We start from the raw sequence: 17,255 nt of genomic DNA, 5'->3' as shown, positions 1-17,255 counted from the left end.
TCAGCCCTCGTCCGTCAGAGCGAGGGCGGCCAGGTGGCCGGCCACGTTTTCGGCGTCGGGCACGCCCATCTCGCGGTAGATGGCCAGCGCGCGCTCCCAGTACCGGCGGGCCCGCTCGGCCGCCGCGGGCACGCTGCACCGCGCCAACCCGTCGAGCGCCCGCGCCTCCTCGTACCGGTGGCGGATCTGGGTGGCGATCGCGAGCGCCTGGTTGTGCTGCTCGACGGCGTCGGACCGCTTGCCCGCGGCGGCGAGCGTGATCGCCAGCTCGTTGCGGACCAGCGACTCGCCCCGCCGGTCACCGGTCTGCCGGATGATCGCCAGAGCCATCCGGTGGTGCCGCTCGGCCTGTGCCAGATCACCGCCCAGCCGGTGCCCGACGCCCAGGTCGTTGAGCACCTCTCCCTCGCCGTACCGGTTGCCGGTGCGCCGCTTGACCAGCAGCGCACTGCGCAGCAGCCGCATGGCGGCCTCGCGCTGCCCGAGCCGGAGCCGTACCTGCGCGATGTGCCCAAGGGCGCTGCCGATGTGGAAGTCGAGCCGGCGCTCGCAGGCCAGGATCAGGTGCCGGCGGTGCAGTTCGAGCGCCTCCTCGTACCGGCCGAGCTGGGTGAGCATCAGCCCCAGGTCGGTGAGGGCGAGCGACATGCCACGGTCGTCGGCCAGCCGCCGCCAGGTCTCCAGTGTCTGCGACGAGCAGATCATCGCCTCGTGCAGCCGGCCGAGCTGGCTCAGCACGACGGCGAGGTTGCCGCGGCAGGTGGCGGCCTCGCGCACGTCGCCCATCGCCTCGCGCAGCTTCAGCGCCGCTTCGACGTGCTCCATCGCCTCGTCGTACCGGGCCGCCCGGTAGTGCACCGAGGCGAGGTAGTTGTGCATCGTGGCCACCGCGGCGTCGTCGCCGGAGCGCTGGGCGGCGGCCAGCCCGTCCCGGTGCGTGACGAGCAGCTCGTCGTTGTAGCAGCTGAGGTAGAGGAACCGCCACATCGCCCGCGCCAGCTTCCAGGCGTACTGGTGATGCCCGGTCTCGGCCGCGCACCGCACGAACGCCCGCAGGTTGAGCCGTTCCGCCTCCAGCCACGCGACACCGTCGGCCACGCCCGCGTCGATGAGATCGGGGCGGAGCGGTTCGCCCAGCTTGAGCGACTGGTGGAGCTTGTCGGCGCGTTCCATCTGTTCGCTGGCCCGCACGACCGCGTGCAGGTAGTGGTCGAGCACCCGCCCGGTCGCGGCCCGCCGGGCATCCTCCGGCTCCTGGGCGGTCGCCAGCTCGCGGGCGTACTCCCGGATCAGGTCGTGCATCCGGAACCGCGCCGCGTCGGGCTCCTCCAGCAGGTGCCGGTCGACGAGCTCGTCGAGCAGGTCCTGCACCGCCTCCAGTGGCAGGTCGGCGAGCGCGGCCACCGAGTGCGCGTCGTAGTGGACCGCCGGGTGCAGTCCGAGCAGCCGGAACACCCGCTGCTCGGGCTCGGGCAGTTGGCCGTACGAAAGAGCGAACGCGCTCGCCACCGTGCGATCCTCGGCGGCCAGCTCTGGCAGTACCGGACGCTCCTGCCGCAGCCGCCCGGCCAGGTCGGCGACCCGCCAGCTGCGCCGGTGCGCCAGCCGGGCACCCGCGAGCCGGATCGCCAGCGGCAGGTACCCGCACCGGCGCACCACGTCAGCGGCGGCTGCCGGCTCGGAGCGGATGCGTTCCGGTCCGGCGACCCGGGCGAGCAGTTCGACCGCCTCCGGTTCGGCGAGCACGGGCAGCGGCTCGGGGTGTACGCCGTCGAGCCCGACCAACCGCCGCCGGCTGGTCACCAGCGCGAGGCAGCCCGGTGCGGCGGGCAGGAGGGGGCTGACCTGTGCGGTACTGGCCGCGTTGTCGAGTACGACCAGGACCCGGCGGGTGGCCAGCTCGGTGCGCCACGACGCCACTCTGTCGTCGGTCTCGGCCGGTATCCGCTCGCTGGGCACGCCGAGCTGGCGCAGCAACGTGACCAGGGCGGCCGCCGGCTCCAGCGGCTGCCGCTCGCTGTGCCCGTGCAGGTCGACGAAGAGCTGCGCGTCCGGGTACCGGCTGGCGAGCGCCGTCGCCACGTGTACCGCCAGCGTGGTCTTGCCGCTGCCCGCCATCCCGTCGATGAGCTGGATCACCGGCCCGGTCGGGTCGGCGTTTTCCACGGCCTTGACCAGGCGGGCGACCACCTCGGCGCGCCCGGTGAAGTCGGTGGCGGCCCGCGGCAGGCAGCGCGCCGGCGCGGTGTGGTGTGCGGGACGCTCCTCGGCGGCGGCACCGAGGTCGCCGGCGAGGATCCGCTGGTGCATGTCGCGCAGGGCGGGACCAGGCTCGATGCCCAGCTCGTCGGCCAGTACCTGCCGGGCCTCCCGGTACACGGCGAGCGCGTCGGCCTGCCGCCCGGCCCGGTACAGGGCGAGCATGAGCTGGGCGCGCAGCCGCTCCCGGAGGGGGTACCGCTCGGCCAGGTCGGTCAGCTCGCCCAGGAGCTCGCGCTCGCGGCCGAGGCGCAGCTCGACCTCGACGCACTCCTCGATCGCGACGGCGTGCTGCTCGTCGAGCGCGGCCGCGCCACGCTGCACCACGCGGCTGGTGATGCCGGCGAGCGCGGGGCCCCGCCACAGCCGCAACGCCGAGCGGTACAGGTCGCGGGCCTCGTCGGCGCGGTCGTCCACCGCGGCGGCGCGTGCCTCGGCGGTCAGCTCGGCGAACACCAGCGAGTCCAGGTCACCGGGGTCAATATGGGCGGCGTACCCGGCGGGGTCGGTGACGATCACGTCGGTGCCGACCGCCGCCGTGATGGCCCGCCTCAGCCGCGACACGCAGTTCTGGAGCTGGCCGCGGGCCGTGGTCGGCGGCGCGCCGTCCCACATGGCGTCGACCAGCCTGTCGACCGGCAGCACACGGCCAGCGTTGAGCAGGAGCATGGCCAGGACGACCCGGTCACGCGCAGCGGTAATCGCGACTGTGCCACCCGGATCGCCTGGCTCAGCTCCACCCACCCGCAGCGGACCCAGGATTCCGAACCGCATCTCCGCCCCGACCGCATGTGTGCTGACCGATCTCTCGCAGAAATGTAACCCGAGATGGAAAGGGTTCGGCCGGTCGAATGAGAGCGATATGGGAGCGGTTCGAGAGCGGTGACCACCAGTATGGACGTGCGGGGACCGCATAACGGGACTGTGCGGCTCATAACGGGGGCAGTCGCCTGTCTGCTCGACCGGCGGACAGGCGACTGATGACCGCCGGCCCGGCTAGCTGGGCCGGCGTCAGCCGCTCCGGAGTCTCAGCGCCGACCGACGGTCAGGATTGGCTTCGTCACTTCGGCGAAGAAGTCGTTGCCCTTGTCGTCGACCACGATGAAGGCCGGAAAGTCTTCGACCTCGATCTTCCAGACCGCTTCCATGCCCAGCTCCGGGTACTCCAGGACCTCGACGTGCTTGATGCAGTCCTGGGCCAGCCGGGCGGCCGGGCCACCGATCGATCCGAGGTAGAAGCCGCCGTGCTGGTCGCACGACTCGGTGACGCCGCGCGAACGGTTGCCCTTGGCGAGCATCACGTGCGACCCGCCCGCGGCCTGGAACTTCGCCACGTACGCGTCCATCCGCCCGGCCGTCGTCGGCCCGAACGAGCCGGACGCGTACCCCTCGGGGGTCTTCGCGGGCCCGGCGTAGTAGACGGCGTGGTCTCGCAGGTACTGCGGCATCGGTTCGCCCGCGTCGAGCCGCTCGGCGATCTTCGCGTGCGCGATGTCGCGGGCCACGACGAGCGGGCCGCTGAGCGACAGCCGGGTCTTGACCGGGTACTTGGACAGCTCGGCGCGGATCTCGTCCATCGGGCGGTTCAGGTCGATGTCGACCACGTCGCCGCCTTCGAGGTGGGCGTCGGTGACGTCCGGCAGGAAGCGTGCCGGGTCGGTCTCCAGCCGCTCCAGCCACACGCCCGACGGGGTAATCTTGGCGAGCGCCTGGCGGTCGGCCGAGCAGGACACCGCGATCGCCACCGGGCAGGAGGCACCGTGCCGCGGCAGCCGGATCACCCGCACGTCGTGGCAGAAGTACCGGCCACCGAACTGTGCGCCGATGCCGAACTGCCGGGTCAGCTCCAGTACCTCGGCCTCGAGCTCGGTGTCGCGGAAGCCGTGCGCCAGCATCGAACCCTCGCTGGGCAGGGTGTCCAGGTACTTGGCCGACGCCAGCTTCGCCGCCTTCAACGCGTACTCGGCCGAGGTGCCGCCGATCACGATCGCCAGGTGGTAGGGCGGGCACGCGGAGGTGCCGATCAGCCGCAGCTTCTCGTCGAGGAACTGCATCATCCGGGTGGGGTTGAGCAGCGCCTTCGTCTCCTGGTACAGGTACGACTTGTTGGCCGAGCCGCCGCCCTTGGCCATGAACAGGAACTTGTACGCGTCGGGGTGGCCGTCCGGGTCCTCGGCGTACAGCTCGATCTGCGCGGGCAGGTTGGTGCCGGTGTTCCGCTCCTCCCACATCGTGATCGGGGCGAGCTGGGAGTACCGCAGGTTGAGCCGGGTGTACGCCTGGTACACGCCGTTGGCGATCGCCTGCTCGTCGGTGCCGTCGGTCAGCACGTGCCGGCCGCGCTTGCCCATGACGATGGCGGTGCCGGTGTCCTGGCACATGGGCAGCACGCCACCGGCCGCGATGTTGGCGTTGCGCAACAGGTCGAGCGCCACGAACCGGTCGTTCGGCGACGCCGCCGGGTCGTCGATGATCGATCGGAGCTGGGTGAGGTGCGCCGGGCGCAGATAGTGCGCGATGTCGTGCATCGCCTCGGCGGTGAGCTGCGTGAGCACCGACGGCTCGACGGTCAGGAAGCGGCGGCCGCCAGGCCCGTGCACCACATCGACGCCCTCGTCGCTGACCAGGCGGTACTCGGTCGTGTCGGCGCCAATAGGCAGCAGGGGCGAGTGCGTGAAGGGGGCGGGGCCGCTCATGACGGGCAAGCCTACTTCTCCGCCCGGCACTGGGGTTCCTTCGGCCCGTCGCAGCCCTCGGCTCCGGTGCCGTTGGGCGCCCGCGTCCCGTTGGGCGTCGATGTGACGCCCGCGAAGGGGACGTACCCGATGTGCCGTCCCTCGCCAATGATCATCCCCGCCGGGCCGACCGCCCAGACCTTCGCCTCGGACTTGATGGTGACGAGTTCCTTGCCGCTGGAGGGCGCCCACGCGGTGATCCGGTGCGGATCCTCCTGCACGGTCACCACCGCGTACGGCGTGATCGCGGTCTGCGCCTTGCTGTCGTGTACCGGCTTGGTCCAGCGCGGCCGGGACGCACCGTACGCATAGGACACCACGGACTTCCCGTCCTCTGGCCGCACGATCGCGTACGAGTCGTCGACCGCCTGAAGCTTCTCGCCCTTCTTGCCGAGCCACAGGATTCGGCCGTCGTACGCGTCGACGACCACCTCGCGCCCGTTGGCGCCCACACCGACAACGACGTTCTGCCCGCCGTTCGGGTCGTCCCGCTGCGTGCAGCCGGCGCCGCTCGCGGTACGCAGGTTGAGCGCCTCCTTCTGCCACACCTGCCGGTCGGTCGCCGCGTCGGTCGCGGTCACGGTGAAGTAGCAGGTGCCGTCACCGGAGCGGGCCTCGACCCTGACCAGCCGGCCACCGACCACCGCGTACCGGTCCTCGCGCTCGGGTTCGAAGTCGCGCGCCACCCGGCCGTCGCTGGTGTCGACGACGCGCACCTTGTTGTCGATGGGGAAGCCGAGCAGCGACGGCAGCACGACCGGCCCGGCGACGTCGCCCGCGATCCCCCGGGCGGTCAGCGGCTTGGCGTCGAGCAGATCGGGGTTGTCCGCGAAGAGCACGAACCCGACGCCGGGCAGCTCGGCCGTCCACCGCGGTTTCGTGCCGCGCGGTTCCCAGGCGCTCAGGGTGCAGTCCTTGGCGTCGGAGCAGCGCACGTCGAGCAGCGCGTCGCGGTACGTCCACACCGCCACCGCCTGGGTGTCCTTGCGCCAGACGATCCCGCTGCGGGGATCGATCACCTCGTAGCCCTTTTTGAGCAGCTCGCCGACCACCACGACCGCGTTGTCGCCCTCGCCGGCGACCGCGCCCCAGTTGACCTCGCGTTTCCACAGCCGGACGCCGGTGCCGAGGCTGCGCCCCTCCACCGAGGTGCCCTGCTCGACAACAGCCACGCTGCCCGTGATGGTGACGCTCTTCGGTTGGCCGCCGACGCTCTGCTGCCACGCGGTGTCGGGGCTCGAAAGCGGGCGGGTGCGGCTCACCCACTCCCACATGTCCGGAAAGGGGTTCCAGACGTTCGTGGCCACGAGAACGACGAGCACGATCAGGCCGGCCACGACCCAGCCGGCCCGGCCGCCGGCCGTCCCCTTCGCCACCTGGTCACGGTAGCGACACGCCGGTGCGAAACTCGCGACCGCGATCCGCCCGTGTCGATGGGATATATGATCACTTAGACGTTTTTGGTGGCGGAGCGCACCAGAGGCAGCGTCCGGTACGGGATCTGCTCGGCGAGCGCGATGAGCGTAGACGCTCGCACGATCCCCTCGTGCGAGACGATCTGGTCGATCACCCGCTGGAGATCGGCGTTCGACCGGGCCACGATGCGGCAGAGCAGGTCGCCGGAGCCGGTGATCGTGTGCGCCTCCAGCACCTCGGGAATGGCCGCGAGGTGCGCGGCGACCGGGTCGTGCCCGTGCCGCTGGATGATCTCCAGGGTCACGAACGACGTGACCGCGAACCCGATCGCCGGCGGCGCGATGTCTGGCCCGAACCCACGGATCACACCGCGCTCCACGAGCTTGTCGAGCCGCGCCTGCACGGTGCCGCGGGCCACCCGCAGCCGGCGCGAGCACTCCAGCACCCCGATGCGGGGCTCCGCCGTGAGGAGTGCGATGAGCCGGGCGTCGAGCGCATCCAACTGGACACTTTGCTCATCGTTCATGCCCAACGACGCTACCAAATGTGCAACCTGACCAGGGTTTCACGCACCAGTTGCCCAGGCCAGCGCGGCTTGGCGATGCTCGTCACATGACTGAGCTAACTGGCGCTCGCTTCGCTCGCGTGGTAGGCGACAAATGACTCAAGTGATGGCCGCTCCGCAGGATGTCTCGCGCGACCCGTTCCCGGTCACGGGGCTCGACTACGTGCACTTCATGGTCGGCAATGCCAAGCAGGCCGCCCACTACTATTCGACCGCCTTCGGCATGACCTGCGTCGCGTACCGGGGACCCGAGCAGGGCTTCCGTGACTACGCCGAGTACGTGCTGGTCAGCGGCTCGGCGCGATTCCTGATCTCGGGGGCGGTACGGGCCGATGTGGCCGGCGCCCGCCATCACGCCCGCCACGGCGACGGGGTCGTCGACATCGCCCTGGAGGTCCCGGACGTCGACCGGGCGTACGCCCACGCGCTCGCGCAGGGCGCCACTGGGCGCAGCGCGCCACACGACCTCACCGACGAGCACGGCACCGTCCGGTGCGCCACGATCGCGGCGTACGGCGACACCAGCCACACGCTGGTCGACCGGTCCCGCTACCGCGGGCCGTTCCTGCCCGGCTTCGTCAGCCGGGAGCCGATCTTCAACCGCCGCCCGATGATCGAGGCGGGCCTCCAGCCCAAGCGCTTCTTCCAGGCCGTCGACCACATCGTCGGCAACGTCGAACTGGGCAAGATGGACGAGTGGGTGGAGTTCTACCACAGGGTCATGGGCTTCACGAACATGGCCGAGTTCATCGGCGACGACATCGCCACCGACTACTCCGCGCTGATGTCGAAGGTCGTGGCTAACGGCACCCGCAAGGTGAAGTTCCCCCTCAACGAGCCGGCGGTCGGCAAGCGCAAGTCGCAGATCGACGAGTACCTGGAGTTCTACGGCGGGCCGGGCGCCCAGCACATCGCGCTCGCCACCAACGACATCCTGGCGACCGTCGACGCGATGCGTACCGCTGGCGTCGAGTTCCTGGCCACCCCGGACTCGTACTACGACGACCCGGCGCTGCGCGCCCGCATCGGCAAGGTGCGGGTGCCGATCGAGGAGCTCAGGTCCCGCCGCATCCTGGTCGACCGGGACGAGGACGGGTACCTGCTGCAGATCTTCACCAAGCCGGCCCAGGACCGGCCGACGGTGTTCTTCGAGCTGATCGAGCGGCACGGTTCGCTCGGCTTCGGCAAGGGCAACTTCAAGGCGCTCTTCGAGGCCATCGAGCGGGAACAGGAGCGTCGCGGCAACCTGTAACACTGTCCGCGTGACGCAGCCTCCACCCTTTCCTACGACGCCACCGCCGTGGGCACCGCCACCGCCACCGCTGCCACCGCCGCCGACGAGCCCCGGCGGGCAGCCGCTCGCCAGCTTCACCGACCGGCTGCTGGCGTACCTGATCGACGCCGGGATCTTCCTGGCCGTCGCGATGGTGCTCATCGTGCCCGCGATGGTGATCTTCATCGTGGCCATGGCCGACAACTTCGAGGTCGCACCGGACGGCACGCTCACCGGGCCCGACTTCGCGGGGTTCATCGTGCCGTTCCTGCTGCTGGAGGCCGGCGTCTTCGCGGTCTCGCTGGTGCTGACGTACGTCTACTACGTGGAGATGATGTTCCGCTCGGGCCAGACCTACGGCAAGAAGGCGATGCGGATCAAGGTGGTGCCGCTCGACCCGGGCGCGACGCTCACCCGGTCGCACGCCGCCAAGCGGTGGCTCGTGTTCCAGGTGGCCGGAGCGCTCGTACCCTTCCTCAGCTACCTCGACGGACTGTGGCAGCTCTGGGACAAGCCGTACCTTCAGTGCCTCCACGACAAGTTCGCCCAGACCGTGGTAGTTAAGGTTCCTGCGTGAGCGTCGCACCAGGCTGGTACAAGGATCCGGCCGAACCGAGCACCCAGCGTTACTGGGACGGCGAAGGCTGGGTGGGCACATCGCTGCCGGCCGACGCCACACCGCCGCTCGGCCCGCCGCCGGAGCCACCGCCGCCTCCCGCCGTCCCCCCGCCTGTCGCGCCGCCGCCGGTCGCGCTCCCGGCGCCGATGTCACCGCCGCCGCCCGTCAACGGCCGACCGTCGTCACCGCCCGGACCTCCCGCACCGCTCGCCGGACCTCCGCAGTTCGGGTACCGGCCACCCACGCCACCGCCGCAGCCCCACGGCATGCGACTGGCCTCGGTGGGCGCCCGGTTCGTGGCCAGGCTCATCGATTTCCTCCTGGTCCTGCTGCTCAACGTCGTCGTCAACGGATGGTTCGTCTACCGGTACGCCCAGGAGATCGCGCCGCTGTACCGGGCGATGAACGAGCGCATGCTGGAGGGCCAGAACTGGTTCGAGAACCTGCCCGAGGCCAGCCCGCAGGCGGGTCGCCTCCAGATCGTGATCCTGCTGATCGCCACCGCCCTGTGGTTCGCGTACGAGGTACCGGCCACCGCCAATACCGGCCAGACCATCGGCAAGCGCATCATGGGCATCAAAGTGGTGCGGATGGAGAGCACCGAGCGGCTCGGTTTCGGCCGGTCGTTCCGCCGCTGGAACACCCTTGGCCTGCCGACCCTGCTGTGGTTGTGCTGCGTCGGCTTCATCCTGCAGATCGTCGACTGCGTCTACCTGCTCTTCGACCGCCCGCTCTACCAGGCGCTGCACGACAAGTCCGCCCATACGGTCGTCGTGGAGCTGCCCAGACCCGGCACCGCACAACCGGCACCGCCAGCACAGCCCGGAGGTACGACATGACGAGACTTACCCGCGCCGACCTCGATGCGCTGCCCAGCTATGTGCCCGGCCGCAGCCCCGCCGATCTGGCCCGCGAGTTGGGCCTCTCCGAGGCGATCAAGCTGGCGAGCAACGAGGTGCCCTACGGGCCGCTGCCCGGCGTGGTCGAGGCGATCACCGAGGCCGCCAGCACCGTGCACCGGTACCCCGACATGGGCGTGCTGGCGCTCCGGACCACGCTCGCCGAGCGGCACGGCGTCGACCTGGACCGGGTCGCGACCGGTTGCGGCTCAGTGGCGCTGTGCGAGCACCTGGCGCGCGCCACCTGCCTGCCCGGCGACGAGATCCTCTACTCGTGGCGCTCCTTCGAGGCGTACCCGATCATCGCGGCGACGACCGGAGCGGCAAGCCTGCGGGTGCCCAACAACGCTGGCCACGGGCACGACCTCGATGCCATGGCAGACGCGATCACCGACCGCACCCGGATGGTCCTGGTCTGCAATCCCAACAACCCGACCGGCACCAGCGTGCGGCGCGCGCAGCTCGACCGCTTCCTCGACGCGGTCCCCGACGACGTGCTGGTGGTGCTCGACGAGGCGTACCGCGAGTTCGTCACCGACACCGACGTGCCGGACGGCCTGCGCGCGTACGGCGACCGGCCCAACGTCGTCGTGCTCCGCACGCTCTCCAAGGCGTGGGGCCTCGCCGGCCTGCGGATCGGCTTCCTGGTGGCGCAGCCGGAGGTGGCCGCCGCCGTGCGCAAGGTGGTGACGCCCTTCTCCACCAGTACGACCGCACAGGCGGCCGCCCTCGCCGCGCTCCAGCAGTCCGAAGAGGTACACCGCAGGTGCGCCCTCGTCGTGTCCGAGCGCGACCGCGTCACCGAGGCGGTGCGCAAGCTGGGCATCGAGGTGCCGGACAGCCAGGCGAACTTCGTATGGCTGCCGCTCGGCGACCAGTCCGCGGCGTTCGGTGCGGCGTGCGAGGCGCGGGGCGTGATCGTGCGCCCGTTCCAGGGCGACGGCGTACGCGTCACGATCGGCACCCCGGCGGAGAACGACGCGTTCCTGGCGGCCGCCGAGGCAGCACTCGCCTGAGGCTTACCTAGAGCGGGGTGGGCTCGCGCCACATCGGCCAGTACGGCGCGCCGTCGGGCACCGCGAACGGCTCACCAGGCCGGTAGCCGTGCCGCGCGTAGAGATCGCGACTGGGCGGGCTGCTCGCCTCCAGGTACGCAGGGGTGCCGTCGGCGTCCAACTGGGCGTGGTAGTGCCGCAGCAGGGCGGAACCGAGGCCCTCGCCCTGCCGCTCGGGGCGGACGGCGAGGCTCGCCAGGTAGTGGTGCGGCTGCCACGGGCGGTGGGCGTCGAGTAGCCGGTCGACCAGTTGGAAGCGGTCTGTCCACCGGCCGCAGGCGCTCGACAGCCGCTGGTCGTAGTCGTCTGGCGGCGGCAACGGCCGGCCGTCACGCGCGAACCACACCGCGACCGCGGTCCGGTCGTCGGTAACGTGCACCTCGCCGTACGACAGGGCGTGCTCGACGAGGATCTGGCAGTGGTCACGCAGTATCCGGCGCCGCTCGCTGCGCGGTGGCACCAGCCACACGAACACGCCGAGGTGCTGGAAGGCGTCCGCGATCGTGTCCGCGATGCAGCCGGCCTCGGCCGGTTCGGCTCGCACGATCGACATGTGCCTCATCCCGCGACGCCGCCCACGGCGGCCTGGACCCGGACGACCAGCTCGTGCAGCGGGGCCGGCAGCGTGGCCGTGAGCCGCGCCAGGACATCCTGGCCGGCGCGGTCACCTAGCACCTCGGGCCCGAGGCCGATGGCGCCCACCAGCGCCGCGAGCGTCACGTCGTCGACGGTCATGGCGGACTCCCTGTCGAGCGCGTCGCGCAGGCGGGCCACGCATGCGTTGGCGGCGTCACCGTCGACCGGCCAGTACCGGACGGTGGTGCGCCACAGCCGCCGGGTTTCGCTCCGCCGGGCGCGGCCGGCTCGCACCATTCGCTGCCCCACCGCGTCCATCGCGCCGGGACCGAGCAGGTCGAGCCACCGCCACACGGGCAGGTGCCGCGGCTCCGCGGCGATCTGAGAGAGCACCGGATGTGCCTCCGGATCGGCTGACGGCCAGCGGTCGACGGCGACGAGCAGCCCGGAGGCGATCGTGACGCTGCCGTCGAGAACCAGCTCACCGAGCAGCGCGGCGGCCATGCCGGGCCCGCTTACCCACGGCGCGGAGCGCGGGCGCGCCGAAGCACGGTCGTAGGCGATGAGGAAGAGTTCGTCGGCGATGCGAAGCCTGGTGGCTGGCCTCGTGCTGACCATGTAGTCCCCCCGCAGACGGTCGACTCCACAACAGACGCAAGCTGGACAGGCCCACCGGTGCCCAGTGTCTTGACAGATGCGTCAAGACCCGGTAGCCACACCAGAATGCACCGGAACTACATGCAATGCAACTCCCGTTTCTGTCTTCAGTGGACCTTGGTAGCGCGCGATGCATAGAAATGCGAAACTCGCTGCCGTGTCTGGAAGCCCTACAGTTCGCCGCCGCCGCATCGCCCGCGAGCTCCGCCAGTTGCGGGAGCGCGCCGGCATGAACCTGGAGCAGGCGGCTCGCCAACTCGACATGTCCAAGAGCAACCTGTCTCGCATAGAGAACGCACAAATCGGCATCAAGCCCCGCGATGTTCGTGCCGCCCTGGCGCTGTACCAGGTCACCGGCGTCGACGCGGAAGCCCTCATCGAGATCGCTCGTGGGGCACAACAACGCGGCTGGTGGCAGAACTACAGCGACGTACTGCCCGTGTGGTTCGAGTTCTACGTCGGCCTGGAAGCCGAGGCGGCGGCCATTTGGACGTATGAGGCGGAGACGGTTCCGGGCCTCATGCAGACCGAGGATTACGCGCGTGCCGTTTACCAGATCACGGCCGGCGAAGACGATATCGACAAGAAGGTGGCGGCGCGCATCAGGCGGCAAGACGTGCTGCACCGCGAATCGCCGCTCGAGGTGTCGGCCGTACTCAACGAAGCGGTGCTCTTGCGTTCCGTGGGCGGCGACCGCGTAATGAGTCGACAACTAGATCATCTGGTTGAACTATCAGAGCTACCTAACGTGACTATTCAGGTACTGCCCTTTGAAAGCGGCGGCCATCCGGCGATGACAACACCCTACGTGATCATAAGCTTTCCCGACGCAGCCGACGACCCGGTCGTGTACCTGGAGAATTTGACCAACGGGCAAGCTTTGGAAGAGCAGGATCACGTGCGCGGGTATACACTCGTCCACGAGAGGCTGCGCAAAATGGCGCTCCCTCCCGACGAATCGATCGCCAAGATTCGCGACGCCTCTCGCAACCGTCCGTAATCATTCTAGGGACAAGGGGTGCGGAATGGCCGCCCTGGACCTGACCCGCGCGGTGTGGCGCAAGAGCACGCGCAGTAGCGGGAACGGTAACTGCGTAGAGATCGCGATCCTCGACCGTGAGATCGCGGTACGCGACACGAAAGACCGGAGTGGACCGGTGCTGCAGTTCACTCCGGTTCAGTGGAGTGCGTTCGTCGCGGGCACCAAGAACGGGGATTTCGATCTCCACGACTGACGGCTGCACGTTCGAACGGCTCTCCTAGGGGGGCCGTTGTTTGCTTTTTGGGGGCACCTCACCCGGTGCCCCCATTCGCTCGCTGACGGTGAACCTCTTAGGTGCGCGCGATGATGATCGGTACAACGGAGAAGTAGTCCTCCGGCCCGCCCGTTGGCGCCATCCGCTCTACCGTTACGAACCCATCTCGCACCGCAACGTGCCCAGGCACCCAATGGGTGCGCTCTCGGCCGTACGCGAGCACAAAGCGGGATCGTTCGCGTCCACTTGCGGCATCCAACGTCACCAACTGCCGATCCGCGGTCAGAAAATGCACCGCGCCGGTCTCCATCGGAAGCAGCTCAGCGATATTGGGTTTTCCGCGCCAGCGCCAAATTTCAGTGTTGTTGGGAACCGATCGGGCCACCACTTCGTCATTGCTCACCGCGATCGCGACGTCACCCGCCACGGTGGAGTTCGGTGCGTCCAGAGCGGGAGCGGCAACCGGCGTCGCGCCCTCGACGAGCCAGCCGCGCACGGTCCCACCACTATTAGTGCGCATTCCCGCACACTCTGAAAGCGCCACGTCACATCCCACGGGCTCGATGCCGAATGTGGCAACCGTTTCCGGCGGGGCCCAGTTGATCGGCTGGCCGTTTGCGATGTCGTAGAACCGCGGAATCCCGCACGGCACGACGTACCAGCCGCCCGCTGTAGTGAAACCGTCGCAGTCCGTCGCATTGGTGCGCCACACCACGCGCCCGGTCGCCGCGGCGAAAGCGCGCACCTGGCCCGCTTCCCGCACCATCACCCGGCCAGCCGCGGTCGCCATCCCGTCCGGCTCGTACACGGTGCGAGCTCCGGTGGTGCCGCCGTCGTATCCAGCCGCCTCGGGCAGTCGCCCCGACGAGCGCCACGAGATCCGTCCCGTGCGGCCGTCCAGAGCCACCAGATCGCCGTCGGACCACCGGCTGACCACTGTGGTACCCACTGCCACCACACCGACCACCTGAGCCGGCCAGCGGCGATACGACCAGTACGGCGTGCGTTGCGTCCGGGCGTCCACGGGTCCGTCGGCACGCACCTGCCGGGTGGCCGCGTATACCCGCAGGCGCCCGTCGACGATCAGCGGTGCGGGTGCGATCGAGCCGATCACGCCGGGCGGAGCCTCTGGAGCGTCTGGGTACGGGTCGCTCGCCAGGTCGGCCACCTCGGCGGGCGCGAAAACGTGGTACGCGACCAGGCCCGTGGCCGCCAGGACGCCAGCCACGGCCAGTGCCACCAGCCACCTACGCATGCCCTCACCCTATGCGCGCCCACTTCGTGATCAGTGCGTCCCTCAAGTCGCCCTAACGACTTCAGGGACGCCCTGATCACGAGGGAGCTGGGTGGGCGGGTGGGTGGGGGCTCAGGCGGCGGCGAAGGCCAGGTCGGTCAGGTCGCGGCGGAGAGCTCCCTCGACCGTGCGAGCCGCGAGGCCACCGAAGACCAGCGCCAGCAGCCGGCCGCTCGGCGCGGACGGCGCGCCCTCCTGGACGACCGTGACCGCGGTGCCGCCCCGGTGCCTGCCGACCTCGACCGGCGTGAACGTGTATGTCATCCGGTAGTCGACGCCGATCCCCGGCGACACCACCGCGAAGCGGGTCGGCGGGCTGCTCCGCAACACCGTGAACTCCTCGGTGACCTGCACGTCACCGGGCATGGTGCGGGTCTCGCGCCACATCGTGCCGGCGGCGAACGGACCGGGCGTCACCACCTCGATCGCGTCCACAGTGGAGAGCCAGTCGGCTCGGGACGGCAGGTCGGTGAAGACCCGCCATACGCGCGCCACCGGCGCGTCTATCAACCGTGTCACTGCCACCGTAGACATGAGCGCCTCCCCCGCCTATCACAGTACGGACGCCTTACGATGATCCCAATGGATTAAACCGACAGTGACGCTATCGTGACAGCCGGCTTGACGGTGCCGGTAACCTCGCCCAGATCCACGACGGTTCCGCCCAAACCAGGCGCGGTCGCGCTGATCGTGATCGTGTCGCCGTCTTCGAGAAACGTCCGCTCGGCGCCGCCTGCCAGCCGCACCGGCTCGGCGCCGCCGAGGGTCAGCTCCAGCAGCGACCCGGTCTGCCGCTTCTCCGGGCCCGAGACGGTGCCCGAGGCGAAGAGGTCGCCGGTGCGCAGCGACGCGCCGTTGACCGTGAGGTGGGCGAGTTGCTGGGCGGGTGTCCAGTACATCGACGCGAACGGCGGCTCGCTGATCCGGGTGCCGTTCCAGTCGACCGCCAACCGCAGGTCGAGCCCGACGTGCGGATCGTCGCGCAGGTAGTCGAGCACCGGCGGATCCTGGTGCGGCGCCGGCACCCACGCGCCGGCCAGCGCCTCCAGCGGCACCACCCACGGCGACACCGAGGTGGCGAACGACTTGCCCAGGAACGGGCCGAGCGGCTGGTACTCCCACGCCTGGATGTCGCGCGCCGACCAGTCGTTGACGAGGACCACGCCGAAGACGTGCTCGGCGAAGCGGCTGGGCGGCACCGGCTCGCCGTGGTTGGACGGTACTCCGACCACGAAACCGACCTCGGCTTCGATGTCGAGCCGGATCGATGGGCCGAAGACCGGGCCCTCCGGGGTGGACCGCTGCCCGGACGGGCGCACCACCGGGGTGCCGGAGACCACGACGGTGCCGGCCCGGCCGTGATAGCCGATCGGCAGGTGCTTCCAGTTCGGCGGGAGGGCGGGACGCTCAGGACGGAAGATGCGGCCCACGTTCATCGCGTGGTGCTCCGACGAGTAGAAGTCGACGTAGTCGCCCACCGCGAACGGCAGCAGCAGCTCCACCTCGGCCAGCGGCACCAGCAGCGGCTCGATTTCGGCGCGATGCTCTTCACGGGTCACCAGCTCCGCGATCCGGTGCCGCACGGCGGTCCACTGAGGACGGCCGAGCGCGAGGAACTCGTTCAACACCGGCCGCCGCAACGCGCCGCCGGCGAGGATCAGATCGGCCGCTTCCGCGCCGTCGAGGTCCAGCACGCTGTCGCCGATGCGTACGCCGATGCGCGGCGGCCGCCCGCCGTGCCGGAACACCCCGTACGGCAGGTTGTGCGGGCCGAACGGTGAGTCAGTGCTCCACATCGCCATATCCCCCGTCGCCCCCATATCCCCCGTTGACAAGTCCGAACCGGATCAGGTCGGTGAGCGGCTCCATGATGCTGCAGGAGCCGAAGCCGACCCAGAGCGGCCGCTGGCGGTCTCGGTGGGCCCGCGCGGGCTCGATCAGCGGCACGGGATCGGTAGCGGCCAGCAGCTCGGCCACGTCGGCCACCTCGGCACCGTCGACCGCGGCCGCGGTGGCTACGAGGACGTTGAGGAAGCCGTGGTGCACGAACCCGGTCTCCGGGTCGGTGTGGCGCAGGGCGTTGTGCAGCCCGGCGGTCAGCTTGAAGGGCAGGTCGCGGTCGCGGCAGGCGCACAGCACGGCGGCCAGCTCGACCGGCGTGGGGAAGAGCTCGGCGGCCAGCCCACCGGTGCGGAACTTGGCGGCCACCCGCACGCCGGCGGCACGCGCCTCGGCAAGGGTGTCCAGAGCCGCCAACAGGCCCCAGGTGAGCGGTAGTTCCGCGTACCCGATAAATGGCCAGCCGGCGAGGAGGGTGAGCAGCCGGCGCAGGCCCGGCCCCGGATCTTCACCGCGCTTCGCGACCGCGACCTCGACCTGCCGGATCTCCACGCGCGGGTCGGCCGTCTCGACGGCCGGTGGCAGCGCGTCGATGCCGCCGTCGGCGACCACGCCGACGGCAAGGGGCTCGTCGGGCCGCACCGAGGCGAGCGCGGAGGCCGGCAGGAGGAGGGGGCCTACGAGGTCCGCGTACCAGGCGACGCGGTGCTCGCGGTGCCCGGTGACCGCGTCGGGCACGGTGGCGCTGCCCGGCGGGAACACCGCGGCGTCGTCCACGAGCCCTGCGAAGAGCGCGGGTATGTAGGGCGGGC

16 protein-coding genes are annotated in these 17,255 nt (G+C 70.3%); 6 read left to right on the top strand and 10 right to left on the bottom strand.

From position 1 onward, the window contains the following. From QMG73_RS36765 to QMG73_RS36750, 4 genes are all read right to left on the bottom strand, one after another. Positions 1-3,033: an AfsR/SARP family transcriptional regulator gene (locus QMG73_RS36765; protein ID WP_281903565.1), complete on the bottom strand. Its 3,033-nt coding sequence runs from the start codon at positions 3,031-3,033 to the stop codon at positions 1-3. A gap of 254 nt (positions 3,034-3,287) precedes the next feature. Continuing rightward, a complete protein-coding gene (locus QMG73_RS36760) occupies positions 3,288-4,955 on the bottom strand; it encodes a fumarate hydratase (protein ID WP_281903564.1) in 1,668 nt (555 codons plus the stop codon). A gap of 11 nt (positions 4,956-4,966) precedes the next feature. Then, entirely contained in the window at positions 4,967-6,370 is a 1,404-nt protein-coding gene (locus tag QMG73_RS36755) for a PQQ-binding-like beta-propeller repeat protein (protein ID WP_281903563.1), read from the bottom strand. A 74-nt stretch (positions 6,371-6,444) separates the two neighbouring features. After that, positions 6,445-6,936 (bottom strand): Lrp/AsnC family transcriptional regulator, encoded by a 492-nt coding sequence (locus tag QMG73_RS36750; protein ID WP_281903562.1) that lies wholly within the window; start codon positions 6,934-6,936, stop codon positions 6,445-6,447. 133 nt (positions 6,937-7,069) lie between these two features. Between QMG73_RS36750 and hppD the strand changes: the two genes are divergently transcribed. The 4 genes from hppD to hisC are packed head-to-tail and all read left to right on the top strand — an operon-like array spanning position 7,070 to position 10,782. Continuing rightward, complete coding sequence (gene hppD, locus QMG73_RS36745) at positions 7,070-8,227, top strand: 4-hydroxyphenylpyruvate dioxygenase (RefSeq protein WP_407676907.1); 1,158 nt, start codon at positions 7,070-7,072, stop codon at positions 8,225-8,227. Between the two features lie 10 nt (positions 8,228-8,237). Continuing rightward, entirely contained in the window at positions 8,238-8,825 is a 588-nt protein-coding gene (locus tag QMG73_RS36740; protein WP_281903560.1) for an RDD family protein, read from the top strand. Next, a complete protein-coding gene (locus QMG73_RS36735; protein ID WP_281903559.1) occupies positions 8,822-9,706 on the top strand; it encodes an RDD family protein in 885 nt (294 codons plus the stop codon). The genes QMG73_RS36740 and QMG73_RS36735 overlap by 4 nt, the downstream gene beginning before the upstream one ends. Continuing rightward, on the top strand, positions 9,703-10,782 hold the full coding sequence (gene hisC, locus QMG73_RS36730; RefSeq protein WP_281903558.1) for a histidinol-phosphate transaminase: 1,080 nt from the start codon (positions 9,703-9,705) through the stop codon (positions 10,780-10,782). The genes QMG73_RS36735 and hisC overlap by 4 nt, the downstream gene beginning before the upstream one ends. Before the next feature lie 7 nt (positions 10,783-10,789). On the opposite strand, the gene QMG73_RS36725 is transcribed toward hisC, so the two are convergent. Continuing rightward, on the bottom strand, positions 10,790-11,383 hold the full coding sequence (locus QMG73_RS36725) for a GNAT family N-acetyltransferase (protein ID WP_407676906.1): 594 nt from the start codon (positions 11,381-11,383) through the stop codon (positions 10,790-10,792). Further along, the gene (locus QMG73_RS36720) at positions 11,380-12,015 is read right to left on the bottom strand and encodes a GOLPH3/VPS74 family protein (protein WP_281903556.1); all 636 of its coding nucleotides are present in this window, start codon (positions 12,013-12,015) and stop codon (positions 11,380-11,382) included. Before QMG73_RS36720 ends, QMG73_RS36725 begins: the two co-directional genes overlap by 4 nt. 196 nt (positions 12,016-12,211) lie before the next feature. Here QMG73_RS36720 and QMG73_RS36715 point away from each other — a divergent pair, with 196 nt between their 5' ends. Next, the gene (locus QMG73_RS36715) at positions 12,212-13,054 is read left to right on the top strand and encodes a helix-turn-helix domain-containing protein (RefSeq protein ID WP_281903555.1); all 843 of its coding nucleotides are present in this window, start codon (positions 12,212-12,214) and stop codon (positions 13,052-13,054) included. A 25-nt stretch (positions 13,055-13,079) separates the two neighbouring features. Then, a complete protein-coding gene (locus QMG73_RS36710; protein ID WP_281903554.1) occupies positions 13,080-13,289 on the top strand; it encodes a DUF397 domain-containing protein in 210 nt (69 codons plus the stop codon). Between the two features lie 97 nt (positions 13,290-13,386). Here the strand turns inward: QMG73_RS36710 and QMG73_RS36705 are convergent, their stop codons facing one another. The 4 genes from QMG73_RS36705 to QMG73_RS36690 form a co-directional block, all read right to left on the bottom strand. Beyond that, positions 13,387-14,565: an outer membrane protein assembly factor BamB family protein gene (locus tag QMG73_RS36705; protein ID WP_281903553.1), complete on the bottom strand. Its 1,179-nt coding sequence runs from the start codon at positions 14,563-14,565 to the stop codon at positions 13,387-13,389. Between the two features lie 111 nt (positions 14,566-14,676). Then, complete coding sequence (locus QMG73_RS36700) at positions 14,677-15,138, bottom strand: SRPBCC family protein (RefSeq protein WP_281903552.1); 462 nt, start codon at positions 15,136-15,138, stop codon at positions 14,677-14,679. A 53-nt stretch (positions 15,139-15,191) separates the two neighbouring features. Then, the gene (fahA, locus tag QMG73_RS36695) at positions 15,192-16,400 is read right to left on the bottom strand and encodes a fumarylacetoacetase (protein ID WP_281903551.1); all 1,209 of its coding nucleotides are present in this window, start codon (positions 16,398-16,400) and stop codon (positions 15,192-15,194) included. Next, a complete protein-coding gene (locus QMG73_RS36690; RefSeq protein WP_281903582.1) occupies positions 16,387-17,244 on the bottom strand; it encodes a hypothetical protein in 858 nt (285 codons plus the stop codon). The genes fahA and QMG73_RS36690 overlap by 14 nt, the downstream gene beginning before the upstream one ends. Between the last annotated feature and the right edge of the window lie 11 nt (positions 17,245-17,255).

This window comes from Phytohabitans aurantiacus, assembly GCF_027923225.1.
In the GTDB taxonomy this organism is placed as follows: domain Bacteria; phylum Actinomycetota; class Actinomycetes; order Mycobacteriales; family Micromonosporaceae; genus Phytohabitans; species Phytohabitans aurantiacus.
The sequence above is the reverse complement of the archived record's forward strand: the minus strand, read 5'-3'. Positions and strand labels throughout refer to the sequence as shown.